At 36.7% G+C, this 13,561-nt stretch carries 12 protein-coding genes and 1 tRNA gene; 6 read left to right on the top strand and 7 right to left on the bottom strand.

The genetic code is table 11. The features are described from left to right. Window positions 1-165 precede the first annotated feature (165 nt). From D0T85_RS16285 to D0T85_RS16275, 3 genes are all read left to right on the top strand, one after another. Window positions 166-786 (top strand): superoxide dismutase, encoded by a 621-nt coding sequence (locus D0T85_RS16285; RefSeq protein ID WP_163214586.1) that lies wholly within the window; start codon window positions 166-168, stop codon window positions 784-786. A gap of 230 nt (window positions 787-1,016) precedes the next feature. After that, window positions 1,017-1,541 carry a hypothetical protein gene (locus D0T85_RS16280; protein ID WP_163214585.1) on the top strand — a complete coding sequence of 175 codons (525 nt, stop codon included), beginning with the start codon at window positions 1,017-1,019 and terminating at the stop codon, window positions 1,539-1,541. Between the two features lie 71 nt (window positions 1,542-1,612). After that, the gene (locus D0T85_RS16275) at window positions 1,613-2,221 is read left to right on the top strand and encodes a thiamine phosphate synthase (protein WP_163214584.1); all 609 of its coding nucleotides are present in this window, start codon (window positions 1,613-1,615) and stop codon (window positions 2,219-2,221) included. 772 nt (window positions 2,222-2,993) lie between these two features. Here D0T85_RS16275 and nhaA read toward each other — a convergent pair. The 4 genes from nhaA to ettA all read right to left on the bottom strand — a co-directional run bounded on the left by nhaA (window position 2,994) and on the right by ettA (window position 8,516). Next, window positions 2,994-4,313: a Na+/H+ antiporter NhaA gene (gene nhaA, locus D0T85_RS16270; RefSeq protein ID WP_163214583.1), complete on the bottom strand. Its 1,320-nt coding sequence runs from the start codon at window positions 4,311-4,313 to the stop codon at window positions 2,994-2,996. Between the two features lie 183 nt (window positions 4,314-4,496). Beyond that, window positions 4,497-6,278: a translation elongation factor 4 gene (lepA, locus tag D0T85_RS16265; protein ID WP_163214582.1), complete on the bottom strand. Its 1,782-nt coding sequence runs from the start codon at window positions 6,276-6,278 to the stop codon at window positions 4,497-4,499. Between the two features lie 115 nt (window positions 6,279-6,393). Next, the gene (locus D0T85_RS16260) at window positions 6,394-6,594 is read right to left on the bottom strand and encodes a winged helix-turn-helix domain-containing protein (protein WP_163214581.1); all 201 of its coding nucleotides are present in this window, start codon (window positions 6,592-6,594) and stop codon (window positions 6,394-6,396) included. Between the two features lie 236 nt (window positions 6,595-6,830). Continuing rightward, complete coding sequence (gene ettA, locus D0T85_RS16255) at window positions 6,831-8,516, bottom strand: energy-dependent translational throttle protein EttA (protein WP_163214580.1); 1,686 nt, start codon at window positions 8,514-8,516, stop codon at window positions 6,831-6,833. Between the two features lie 113 nt (window positions 8,517-8,629). On the opposite strand from ettA, the gene D0T85_RS16250 reads away from it, so the two are divergent. The 3 genes from D0T85_RS16250 to D0T85_RS16240 all read left to right on the top strand — a co-directional run bounded on the left by D0T85_RS16250 (window position 8,630) and on the right by D0T85_RS16240 (window position 10,680). Next, window positions 8,630-8,702 (top strand) — tRNA-Lys (locus D0T85_RS16250). Window positions 8,703-8,959: 257 nt separating this feature from the next. Further along, complete coding sequence (locus tag D0T85_RS16245; RefSeq protein ID WP_163214579.1) at window positions 8,960-9,820, top strand: energy transducer TonB; 861 nt, start codon at window positions 8,960-8,962, stop codon at window positions 9,818-9,820. Between the two features lie 5 nt (window positions 9,821-9,825). Next, complete coding sequence (locus D0T85_RS16240) at window positions 9,826-10,680, top strand: energy transducer TonB (RefSeq protein WP_163214578.1); 855 nt, start codon at window positions 9,826-9,828, stop codon at window positions 10,678-10,680. Window positions 10,681-10,819: 139 nt separating this feature from the next. Here the strand turns inward: D0T85_RS16240 and D0T85_RS16235 are convergent, their stop codons facing one another. Genes D0T85_RS16235 through D0T85_RS16225 form a run of 3 tightly spaced genes read right to left on the bottom strand, consistent with a single transcriptional unit; the run spans window position 10,820 to window position 13,460 of the window. After that, a complete protein-coding gene (locus D0T85_RS16235; RefSeq protein WP_163214577.1) occupies window positions 10,820-11,323 on the bottom strand; it encodes a hypothetical protein in 504 nt (167 codons plus the stop codon). 27 nt (window positions 11,324-11,350) lie between these two features. Then, a complete protein-coding gene (locus D0T85_RS16230; protein ID WP_203558506.1) occupies window positions 11,351-12,562 on the bottom strand; it encodes a hypothetical protein in 1,212 nt (403 codons plus the stop codon). Further along, window positions 12,555-13,460: a hypothetical protein gene (locus tag D0T85_RS16225; protein ID WP_163214575.1), complete on the bottom strand. Its 906-nt coding sequence runs from the start codon at window positions 13,458-13,460 to the stop codon at window positions 12,555-12,557. The genes D0T85_RS16230 and D0T85_RS16225 overlap by 8 nt, the downstream gene beginning before the upstream one ends. Between the last annotated feature and the right edge of the window lie 101 nt (window positions 13,461-13,561).

Below are 13,561 nucleotides of genomic sequence, written 5' to 3'. Positions count from 1 at the left end.
TTGAGTTTTGAGAACGATGCCGCATGGCAACTCAAAACTCACTACTCATAACTCAAAACTCTTTGTTATAGAAAAAACAAATTACATCTCCGAACAAATCGACAAAGACGATTGTTTAACTAAAACATACCCAGTAATTTTGTCTTATCAAAAAACGAATAAATTATGAACACAATATTATTAACTTTAATTATGACAGTTATGACATATGAAATGCCTAAACTTCCATACGCTAATAACGCATTGGAACCTGTAATCAGTCAGCAAACAATTGATTTACATTATGGTAAACACCTTCAAACGTACGTAAACAACCTGAATAACCTTGTTCCGGGAACTGAGTTTGAAGGCAAAACAGTTGAAGAAATTGTTGCTACTGCACCCGATGGCGGCATATTTAACAATGCCGGACAAGTATTAAACCACACACTGTATTTTTTACAGTTTACACCTAATCAAGCCAATACGGAACCAACTGGTAAACTAGCAGAAGCTATTACACGCGACTTTGGAAGTTTCGATAAGTTTAAAGAAACATTCGAAAAAGAAAGCATTGCTCTTTTTGGTTCGGGTTGGGCATGGTTATCGGTAGATAAGAATGGTAAACTTCATATTACCAAAGAGGCAAATGGTAGCAATCCGTTACGTGCGGGCTTAACCCCTCTTCTTGGTTTTGATGTGTGGGAACATGCTTATTATGTAGATTTTCAGAACCGCAGAGCAGACCATATAAAAGCATTATGGAAAATTATTGATTGGAATGTAGTAGCATCCAGAATGAAATAAGAATGGAAGGAGTTATCGCTTCGCTAGGAGTTAAAGGAGTTAAAGGAGTTAAAGCTTTAGATGCTCTGAAGTATCTTAGAGCTATAACTCCTAAGGAGCAAAGCTCCTGATAACTCCCTTTAACTCCTTCCATTCTTGAATATGAATAATTCAGGCTAAAATTCATTCGCGTTTCTTGTTTTCTAATCAGAGAAGTATTGTTATGTTTGCATTTTAAAATTGCACATAACATGAAAAGAATTGAGGATTTTCGTTGTCTCCTGGCAGGTCCGATTAGTAAAGCATATATCGATGACATTGTTGAATCCGTACATCATTATCCGGAAGATTTTGATCGCATTTATAATTTAATGGATGATAAAGAAATCAAGGTTTCCTGGAGGGCCACATGGGCTTGCGAAAAGTTAGCGATATTACACCCTGAATGGTTCGCCAATAAACAGAACGAATTAATCGACAGGCTTTTAAGTTCTCATCACGATGGAACAAAAAGAATACTTCTCTCCATTTTATTTACTTTGCCCATTCCCGAACCATTCCCTGTAAACTTACTTGATTATTGTTTTAACAAAATGCTTGCGCCCGAAGAAACAACAGGGGTTCAAGCATTATCTATAAAAACAGCATACAAGTTATGTAAAAAAGAACCCGATTTGCTGTTGGAATTTAAAATGTACCTCGAAAATGCTGACTTAGATTATTACACAATGGGTGTAAAAACTACGATCAGACGCATGTTAGAAAAGCTGTCCTAACAAATTTTCACAATATTACTATCTGTTCAATCTGGTTAATTGTTACCTTTGTATAAAATGGTTAAGGTAAAATGAAGTTAATTGTAATCACAGCTCCATACTTCTTTGTTGAAGAAGATAAAATTATTACACTGCTTTTCGAAGAGGGGTTGGATATCCTTCATTTAAGAAAGCCCGAAACCTCGGCCATGTACTCGGAGAGGCTTCTTACTTTGATTCCCGAAAAATACCACAAGCGTATAGTTACTCACGAACATTTTTACCTGAAAGAGGAATACAACTTAATGGGGATTCATTTAAATATGAGAAATCCCAAGGAACCGCATGATTATGCTGGCCATGTTAGTTGTTCGTGCCGTTCAATTGAAGAGTTACGCAAGAAAAAACATTTCTACGATTACGTTTTCCTGAAAGGTATCTACGACTCTGATCCCAGCAGTAACAACTTCATGAACTTCTCTGCCGAAGAATTGCGTAAGGTTGTGAAAGAAGGATATATAGATACAGATGTTATGGCTTTTGGTGGTATTTCGCCGGAAAACATACACGAGGTTAAAGACATTGGTTTTGGAGGCGCAGTTATAATGAACGATCTTTGGGAAAAGTTCGATGTGTGCAACGATAAAGACTTCGGTGGGATTATAAAGCACTTCAAGATATTGAAAGAAATGGCGGAATAAGTTTTATCTATGCAAGCTATATAGCAAAGTGGCCTCAGGCTATATAGCTGAATGCCTTTGTTCTATATAGCATCGCTCCCTTGTTCTATATAGCATTGACCTTCCGGCCTATATACAAACAGATATTTTACTGCACTTTTTGTCCCGGTAGGATAAAGCTTTTCTCCTACCGGGATGAAGCGTTCATCCTACCGGGAGAAACTGTTTATCCTACCGGGAGAAACTGTTTATCCTACCGGGAGAAAGGCTTTATGCTACCGGGATGAAAAAAAGTTATGAGTTATGATACTTCGAATGGTACTTATGTTTTACTTTTTAGCGAACTGTCATAAATTAAATATTTGATAATTAACACATTAAATCATCTATGAGACTTATGATGCTTTTTTCATCGAAAACTTTCTGTGGCTAATAAATTTGAGAGGCTCAATCCAGCCCGAAAAGCGAAATAAAGAATATGAATCCCCTATATGGGGATTTTGTTTTTGTGTAATATGTTATTCTATTGATATGTATGCCTTACGGGCAACTCTGTAAATATGCTATATGGTAATTGGGCAACTAATTATTGGTTCCTAATATCCATAATCCACATTCTAATGCCCATAGGGCATTCATATCAATAGAAGAACAAAACATATGAACACAAATCCCCATAGGGGATTCATAAATAAAACACAAGAAATAGCATAAAGATCCACGCTTCGCAAGCACTACATGATTAAAAAAAGACGCAATGCATTGCGTCTCTACTGTGGGAATTAAAATCAATTTAATTTAAAGAATCTTTGGGTGGTAGCGTTTTGTTCAATACAATAAAACCAAGTATCCCTGCTATTAATGAACCTCCTAAAACACCCATCTTAGCCTGATTTAATAATACTGCATCTGCACCGAAAGACAGATTGGATATGAATAAAGAAACTGTGAATCCAATACCACCCAATAGAGCTACTCCGGCAACATTATTCCAATTCATACCTGGCGGCATTTTGGTTACTCCAAATTTTATTGCAGCCCAAGTAAACAAGAAAATACCCAAAAACTTTCCTATTACTAATCCAAGACCAATTGCATAGGTAACATCGCCAACAACAGCGCCACTTTGTGTATTAAAAACAATACCGGCGTTGGCAAAAGCAAAAAGAGGAAGAATTATATAGTTTACTGTATTGTGCAAATTGTCTTCCATAGATTGCAACGGACTAATAACCTTATCCGAAGCTGATTCTACACGCTTCAGTTTAGCAATTTGTTGGTTTGTTAACACAATACTTTCCGACTCCATGGCTGGGAAAGAGTTTATCAACCGACGAATCCGCTCAATATATTTTCCTACATTTAATTGCGGTTTGGCCGAAATTACAAACGCCAACAACACACCCGATATTGTGCTATGAATACCTGATTGCAAGAACAAATACCATATTGCCACTCCTCCTATTACTATAAAGGTTTTAGCTGTAGGGCCGCGTTTGGCTATAAAATAAAGAACTACAAATATCAGTAATGCCCAAAGAAGATAGCTTACATGTACCTGAGAACTATAGAATATGGCAATAATAAGAATACCGCCAATATCATCGACTACCGCAAAAGCTGTAAGAAATATTTTTAATGATAAAGGCACCCTACTACCCAAAAGACTGAGTACGCCCAGAGAAAATGCAATATCGGTTGCCATTGGAATAGCCACCCCCTCGCCTCCTGGCATAGACGGAGGACATATAAGAATATAAATTAATACTGGAAAAACCATACCGCCACAGGCAGCAATAAAAGGAAGGATAGCTTTACGAAACGAAGATAACTCTCCAACAAGAAGTTCGCGCTTTATTTCTAACCCAACACAGAAGAAAAAGATAGTCATTAAACCGTCGTTTATAAGTTCATGAACGGTTAGACAATGGGTTCCATGCGAAAACAAATTAAAACGTCCAATCTGTAAATGAACTTCACTGGACATAAACTCCCAATATGCAGGACCAAACGATGAGTTAGCGATAACAGCTGCCAGAATAGCAGCCAAGAATAATATCGCACTACCCATAACACTAATCCAAGCAATATACTTTCTGCGATAAAAAGCCATAATTTTCTATTTTAAATGAGAGGGTGTCAAAAGTCTTTTGACACACCTTCATCCTGTTTATATTAGATTAAAGGAATAATTTTCACTAAATTATATACGATTAATACAGAAATCACAGTATTCTATAGAAACCTTTTATGCAAATATAAGAAACTGGTATTAATTAAGAAAAGAATTATATTCTTAATCTAATTTTAATACTGCTAAGAATGCTTTTTGTGGAACTTCAACATTACCAATCTGTTTCATTCTCTTCTTTCCTTTTTTCTGCTTTTCAAGCAACTTACGTTTACGGCTGATATCACCTCCGTAACATTTAGCTGTAACATCTTTACGCACAGCTTTAATTGTTTCGCGAGCAATAATTTTAGCACCAATAGCTGCTTGAATGGCAATATCGAACTGTTGACGTGGAATGAGTTCTTTTAGTTTCTCACACATACGGCGACCAAAGTCGTACGCATTATCAAAGTGGGTTAAGGTAGATAGTGCATCAACAGATTCGCCATTTAACAAAATATCCAGTTTTACCAATTTAGAAGGACGGAAACCATCCATGTGATAATCAAAAGAAGCATATCCTTTGGAAATACTTTTAAGCTTATCATAGAAATCAATAACGATTTCACCAAGAGGCATGCTATAGTGTAGCTCTACCCGGTTTCCTGATATATATTCCTGTTTCAACAATTCGCCTCTTTTGCCCAGACACAAAGTCATTATAGAGCCTATATAATCGGTAGTTGTGATAACTGATGCTTTTATATAAGGTTCTTCAATATGATCGATCAAAGTTACATCGGGCATACCACCAGGATTATGAACTTCTGTCATATTTCCTTGCTTATCGTATATTTGATATGAAACATTGGGTACTGTTGTTATCACATTCATATCAAATTCCCTGTCTAATCGTTCCTGCACAATTTCCATGTGGAGTAATCCCAGAAATCCGCAACGGAATCCAAATCCTAATGCCAACGATGATTCGGGTTGAAACGTAAGGGAAGCATCATTTAATTGTAATTTTTCTAATGATGAGCGCAGGTTTTCATAGTCTTCTGCTTCAATGGGATATACCCCGGCAAACACCATTGGTTTAACTTCCTCAAATCCGGCAATGGCATTTTGAGCAGGACGAGCTACATGCGTAATCGTATCTCCTACTTTTACTTCTTTAGAAGTTTTAATTCCGGAAATTATATATCCTACATCACCTGTGCGTAGTTCTTTTCGTGGAACCATTTGCATTTTCAACACTCCGATTTCATCTGCTGCATATTCTTTTCCGGTATTGATGAATTTCACTTTATCCCCCGATCGAATTACGCCATTTGTTATTTTAAAGTATGCAATAATACCACGGAAGGAGTTAAAAACCGAGTCAAAAATCAAGGCTTGCAATGGTGCTTCTTCATCGCCTTTAGGATGAGGTACACGTTCTATTACGGCAGATAAAATATCTTCTATTCCCATACCGGTTTTACCGGATGCACGGATTATTTCTTCACGTTTACATCCAAGCAGTTCAATGATTTCATCCTCTACTTCTTCGGGCATGGAGTTAGACATATCGCACTTGTTCACTACCGGAATAATTTCCAGATCGTGTTCAATGGCCATATAAAGATTCGATATTGTTTGAGCTTGTACGCCTTGTGTTGAATCTACAATCAGCAGAGCACCTTCACAGGCAGCTATAGAACGGGATACTTCATAAGAGAAATCCACGTGTCCCGGAGTGTCAATCAAATTAAGAATATATTTTTCATTGTTATGAGTATATTCCATCTGAATAGCATGGCTTTTAATGGTAATACCCCTTTCCTTTTCCAGGTCCATATCATCGAGCATCTGCCCTCCAGTAACCTGAATTGTCTTTGTGTATTCCAATAAGCGGTCGGCCAAAGTAGATTTACCGTGATCAATATGTGCGATAATGCAAAAATTGCGTATATTTTTCATTCTATGCTTTAATCGTTAATAAGTGCGCAAAGATACATAAATGCAAGAAAATAAAAAAATGCGCTGATAACATTCAAATGTATCAACGCATCTTTTTTATCAGTTTAGTGTTCTCTTAGATCAACTTAATAAAAAGTTCACCTTCAACTTCCTCAGCTGAAACTTTATCTTCTCTCAATAACCATCCCAGTCCGAGGAAAAGATCTTTGTCCACTAATTTAGTAGCTTTTTTCAGTTGTTTAGCTGTTAATCCTTCAGTACCTTCAAGGGCATTCCAGATACGTCCTGCGGTTTCACCAGCTTTTTCTTTCAACATTTTGTTTTCAGATTTTTGTTAAACATTTGATTTTTTCAGCATAAATAAACTATGCAAATTTATTTTCGGTACAAAGATATATAATTTCATGTTATACAACATATTATTGCTGCATATTTAATATTTTTGTAATAAAAACAGTTTCTTGAATATAGAATACTTACTTTTTTTCATTGCAACAGCCATATATTTGCAAAAAATATTATATAGGGCAATAGCATATTCAAGAGGTTATTTTATTCCATAAGCTTTCTGTATCTTACTCTTTTAGGTTCTACATTACCCATACGTTTCATCTTATTCTCTTCATACTCCGAATAAGAACCTTCAAAATAGAATACATTCGAATCACCCTCGAAAGCAAGGATATGTGTACAAATACGGTCGAGGAACCAACGGTCGTGCGAAATCACTACGGCACATCCGGCAAACTCTTCCAAACCTTCTTCCAATGCACGCAAAGTATTTACGTCGATATCATTGGTAGGTTCATCGAGCAACAATACGTTACCTTCTTCTTTCAAGGCCATTGCCAGGTGAAGACGGTTACGTTCACCACCAGAAAGCACTCCACAAAGCTTTTCCTGATCACCACCAGAGAAATTGAAACGAGATAAGTAAGCACGTGCATTTACATCACGCCCACCCATACGAATTAATTCATTACCACCGGAAATAACCTGATAAACGCTCTTACTAGGATCAATATCACTATGCTGCTGATCTACATAAGCTACTTTCACGGTTTCTCCAACTTCGAATGTTCCTTTATCGGGTGTTTCCAATCCCATAATAAGACGGAATAGCGTGGTTTTACCTGCACCATTAGGTCCAATTACTCCAACAATACCATTAGGAGGAAGCATAAAGTTTAAATCATCAAAGAGTAATTTATCTCCGTAAGCTTTTGCTACATGAATGGCTTCAATTACTTTATTTCCTAAACGGGGGCCATTCGGAATAAAGATTTCCAGCTTCTCTTCTTTGGCTTTTACATCTTCATTCAACAATTTATCGTAAGAATTTAAACGGGCTTTTCCTTTGGCATGACGGGCTTTCGGAGCCATACGCACCCACTCCAATTCGCGTTCTAATGTTTTACGACGTTTGCTAACTGTTTTTTCTTCCATCTCCATACGTTTGGTTTTCTGTTCCAACCACGAAGAATAGTTTCCTTTCCATGGAATACCTTCACCGCGATCCAGTTCCAGAATCCAACCTGCTACATGATCAAGGAAATAACGGTCGTGAGTTACGGCGATTACCGTACCTTCATATTGTTGTAAATGTTGTTCTAACCAGTCAATCGATTCAGCATCCAAGTGGTTGGTAGGCTCATCGAGTAGTAATACATCAGGTTTTTGAAGTAATAAACGGCATAAAGCAACACGTCGACGTTCTCCTCCGGAAAGATTCTTCACCAACTGATCTTCGGGCGGACAACGAAGGGCATCCATGGCACGCTCTAACGTACTATCAAGGTTCCAAGCATCGGTAGCATCAATAATATCCTGAAGTTCTCCTTGACGAGCAAAGAGTTTATCCATTTTATCTGAATCTTCGTAATATTCCGGTTCACCAAATTTCAGGTTTATTTCTTCGTATTCGGTTAATGCATCAACAATCGGTTGTACGCCTTCCATCACCACCTCTTTTACTGTCTTTGTATCATCTAATTGAGGTTCCTGCTCCAAATACCCTACAGAATATCCGGGAGAGAACACAACTTCACCCTGATAAGACTTTTCAAGCCCGGCGATAATTTTCATTAAGGTTGATTTACCGGAACCGTTCAAACCGATAATTCCAATCTTTGCACCGTAAAAGAAAGACAGATATATATCTTTCAGTACATACTTATTGGGTTGGAATGCTTTGCTTACCCCAACCATTGAAAAAATAATCTTTTTATCGTCAGCCATATTAATAATGTATATGTTGTTAATTGACGCAAAGATATGAAAAAGTGTGGAATATTTTTGGAGTTAAAGAAAATAGTTATACCTTTGCACCCGCTTAACCGCAATAAAGGATTGATTCGCTAGCTCAGCAGGTAGAGCACAACACTTTTAATGTTGGGGTCCTGGGTTCGAGCCCCAGGCGGATCACGGAAACGGCTTTTCAGCCGTTTTTTTTGCTCTCAACGGTCGTCTGATGAACGTCTGTGAGATTCGAACGCAAAAATCAATCAGCTCATTTTCAAAGCATTACAAATCCATTCGATTAAGATTCAATGATGAGTCTCTATCCGGCGAAACTTTGCTGGAGGTTGCAAACGAAATGTTTGCAGAAGAAGACCTGTCAGTTTTGATCTACAAATAAAAACAGGATTAAACAACCGATGACCACCTTTAAAACTTTATTTATGAAGACACAACACCTCTATTTATTGGCGATTCTGATCCTCTTTTGTGCCTGCTCTACCGGCAAATCGGTGGTGCAGACAAAGCCCGCCTACCCCGTTTTCCCTGGAGGAGAAGACTCTCTGCAAAGCTTTCTAAAAGCACAGATACACTTTCCGGATACACTACTACGAAACAGAATTGTACATGCCAACTGCGAGATAGACAGTTTGGGAAAAGTGACAAGCTCTACCGTTTGGGGATATAAATCGGAAGAGTGCGAACTGCTGGTAGAGAATGCCTTAAAGCAAATGCCTGAATGGATACTGACAGAGAAAGACATTCCAAGTACCGGTGCCAAGTGTGCTTTCTTGTTCAAGTTTATAATACCCGGCTTAGAGGAGCAACAGTCCAACATAGAGGAAGATCCCGAATGCTTCAGACTCAACTTCTACAAGCAGGAGTTTCCCGGTGGGATCTACGCTCTGGAGAAGTTTATGCAAAAGGAACTTGGCTCCCCACTCCCTGTGCGATTGGGCAGAAAAGGAGATGTCATTGCAAGATTTACCATAAATAAAGATGGATTGCTAATGCCGATGGATCCTACTATCATCAAAGGACTTGGCAAGCGGCACAACCGCAAAGTAATAAAGGCATTGCAAATGATGCCCAGATGGAAACCCGGCGTTTCCAGAGGAGCCCAACACCGTTGCACTTGGGAGATGACTCTCTCCTTTGGAGGAAGAAAGTATCCGAAGTTCACTTGCCAATTAGTGGATATTATAATGTCTTATCATTTTTCTCTCTCGGCCGACGATCCTGTGTTCGAGAAGTTGCCCAAAGGACCATTTCAAAACTATCTCATTACCATCGAGAAAGAATAAACTGCATGAAAGCACAGTACCTTTATTTATTGGCCATTCTCTTCCTCTTTTGTGCCTGCTCTACCAGCAAATCGGTGGTACAGACAAAGCCCGCCTACCCCGTTTTCCCCGGAGGAGAAGACTCTCTGCAAAGCTTTCTAAAAGCACGGATATACTTTCCGGATACGCTGCAAGAAAACAGGATTGTACATGCCAACTGCGAGGTGGACAGTCTGGGGAGAGTAATGTATGCTACCGCTTGGGGGTTCGACTCAGAGTGCGAACAACTGATAAAGAGTGCCCTGCAACAAATGCCCGAATGGATACTGACAGAGAAAAACGTTCCAAGCACCAGCGCAAAGTGTGCTTTCTTGTTCAAGTTCAAAATACCCGGCTTAGAAGAGCAGCCATTTGTGAACAGACGCGTTCCACCCTTGTACGAATTCATTGAGCCCGAACACCTCACCTCTCCTCCCGGTGATGAAACGTTTCTGGAGAAATACATGCAGAAGGTTGTTGGCTATCCGCTATCTGTGAGACTAGGCAGAAAAGGAGACGTTGTTGTAAGATTCACCATAAATAAAGATGGAAGCATCATAGACCCAACACTGGTCAAAGGGCTCGGCAAGCGATGCAACCACAAAATTATGCATGCAGTACAAACAATGCCCAAATGGAGACCCGGCCTTGCCAGAGGAATCAGTCGCCGCAGTATCTGGGAAATGACCCTCTCGTTTGGAAAGGAAAGGTATCCGGCATTCACATGCAAACCGATAGAAATAATCTCCTATCGCTTCTACATCTCGGCCTGCGATCCTGTTTTCAAGGATTTGCCTCAAGGTCCGTTTCAGCGGTATTCTATTACCATAGAAAAGAGATAACTACACCTTCAGCTTGATATGCCCCTTCACCAGCCCGGCAACCCAACCTAAAGTCAGAAATATCTTAGCCTCAATGGGCTATTTAACTAACTCCGCTTACAAAAAAGAACAGGAATTAAGAACAGAAATTCTCAGCATATCAATGTCTTTGCCCACTGTTTTCTAAATTTAAATAATTTGTTGTTACACAAGCACTTTTATATAACCTTTTTGAGCGATTTACATATTTCCATGATATGTTGATATCTATACCATATTCATCTGTTCTTATTTCATTTTCAGAATAAAACCAAGGTAACACAATATTTAATTTAATTTTCCCAAAAGGATATATCGGTATTCGATCACCATAGTCTTTGCTAATTTCAAAATATAAAGGAGCGTAATCCCATACTTTACCTATCGACACTTTATTTTTATAAAAATTGATCATAATTCCCAATGAAGACTTATAAGGTACTATATCCCGTTTATGTACATATCTATTTGCTATAAAAATAGTATCGTTAGATGGGTTTTCAAAAACAAGATTAACACAATAGTCTATTGTATCATTCTCCAGATAAACAAGCAGTGTATCTTGTTGAGAAAATACATGTAGAGTATTTAATAACAGAAAAAATAATATAGCTATTTTACTCATATAAAAGATATTAATGCCATTATTTTATTAATCAGGAAAAAAGTACCATGAAAGAGGCTCCAATTCATAAAACAGCGCTTTCAGGTTAGTTTTTATTTCTTTTTGTTTACTGAAAGGAAAATCTATTTTTTTATCTAAACACCCATCCCACCTCTCTAATATGATTCCATTCTTAATTATTAACACTCCATATTCACTACTGATTTGTTTTTTAAGAATTTGTTCATCAACCAAATAAAATGGCTTCTCTATAAATGGATATTCAGGCAGAGCATCTTCAAAAGAAGGAATAAAATGCCTGAAAGGGTATTGTATCTTATTGATATTTTTCCATTTATCTATTTCAGCAGCAGACGAAGCAGTTAACCAATAAAAATCGTATTTATGCTTCATACAATATTTAAACAATTCAACAATATGCCAGTGCAGGCTTCTGTTTATTTTTTTAATGTCAGGAGTAATTGTCAGAAAAATATAATCGTGGGCATCGAATATAGCTTTCTCTATATATTTTCCTAATTCCAAACTAAATATTGGAGTATTTTGAATGCAATCTGCTTTGAGATAATTCTGGTGTTTTATCCATGAAAGCAACTCTGCTATTTGATTATATGTATCCGTTTTTACTTTTAAATTATATGGAGGAAGTATTTCTTTCATTAACACATTGGAATCTTGAATATTAAATTTGAAGAAACCATCTATGAAACCCAAATTGCCAATCGGAATACCTGAAACCAAAGAAAAACTAATGGCAGCTATAGGTACTAAATTATTATCCAATTCAATAATTGATGTTATCCTAGGTGGCAAATTTATATTTAAACAGTATTTATTTTTTCTAATTCTATTGCTATAAGTATAATATCCCTTCAAATGGTATTTGATCAGATAAAATCTTATTGTTGCCTTATCATATAAACCAATATATACATAATTAATATCCGACTTATCTTTCTGAAACAAATCAGGACAAAACATGTGATAGATAGAAAATCTCTCATTCTCATTTATATAAACGAACAAGCTTTCTAAGCTATCTGCTTGATGTTTAAAACTTACCTTTTTCTGTATTAAATCAAAATAAGTGTTGGATTTCTGATTAATCTTTGACGAGATTACAACTTCTTTAGGAGATAATTCTTCTAAAAAACGAATAAAATCAACCTGAGACACACAGAAATAGCTGTTCATAAGCCAAAGCAAAAATATTGATAGCCTTTTCATGTTATTATTCATCTTCTATTTCTTTTTTGGGAGTAAAAAAACCATCAGTATCCATTACAATATTTATTGGTGATACATTTATTTGAATCGGTTGATTAAAAAATACATCTGTAAACTGAGAAGATGAAGTAGAACATTTATCTGGTATATATTCATCTATTACATTTTGTTTATTAGAACTAAAGAAAAGAGGTGTCTTTTTGGGGGTTGAATTTTTAATGTAGAAATATATATTGATGTCTTTTTGGTAAATAGGAATCTTTTGAATCATATTTTTAACAATTAATTCATAAGGCTCATCCTTTTGTGGCGAAACAGGGTTATTTGAATTAAGGTAACCTATATCAAAGAAAGGGGATGAAAAAGTGGCATTCAGAATATCTTTTATCTGCAATTTCCCTTCTTTGGTAATAGAATATCTTATAGTATTAGAATGCTCAATAACTGTATCATATCCCGTGGAAAGACAACATTCTGATTCATTATAAGTAATAATTATACTACTATCATTTTCGATTTTATAGTTTTGACTTAATATTCCTCCTTCCCCTTCAATGTGTATTTCCAAAATCCTATTACTACTATAAGGATTATAATCATCAACCAATTCTCCGTTTTTAAATACCAGATATAGCTTATTATCTATTGGTTCTTCACCATCATCTATGACTTGTCTGACCACGAAAAAAACACACTCATTTGAGCATTCAACCATTTCAATAGCATAATAAAAGCAATGCTCTGGTAATGAATATAGAAATTGTGTAAAATGATTTTTTGGTATCAATTGCTCGGGATTTGTTTTTTGAAAACAATGTTTAAATTCATTGTATGAAAACAATGTATCTGTTTGAGAATAGCAAAAGTTAGATACCAACAGGAGCAAAACTATTATTTTAGCGACTCTCATTGTTCTAATCAATTATATGTTTAAATTTAGATTAAAAGCTGTTACTTAGACTTTGGGCAATCACAGCCCTCACTTGTAAGAATTTCCTGTTCTTCTGGAGC

The organism is Bacteroides sp. 519, assembly GCF_010500955.1.
In the GTDB taxonomy this organism is placed as follows: domain Bacteria; phylum Bacteroidota; class Bacteroidia; order Bacteroidales; family Bacteroidaceae; genus Bacteroides.
Note: the sequence above shows the minus strand (reverse complement) of the source record. Positions and strands in the feature narration are given on the sequence as shown.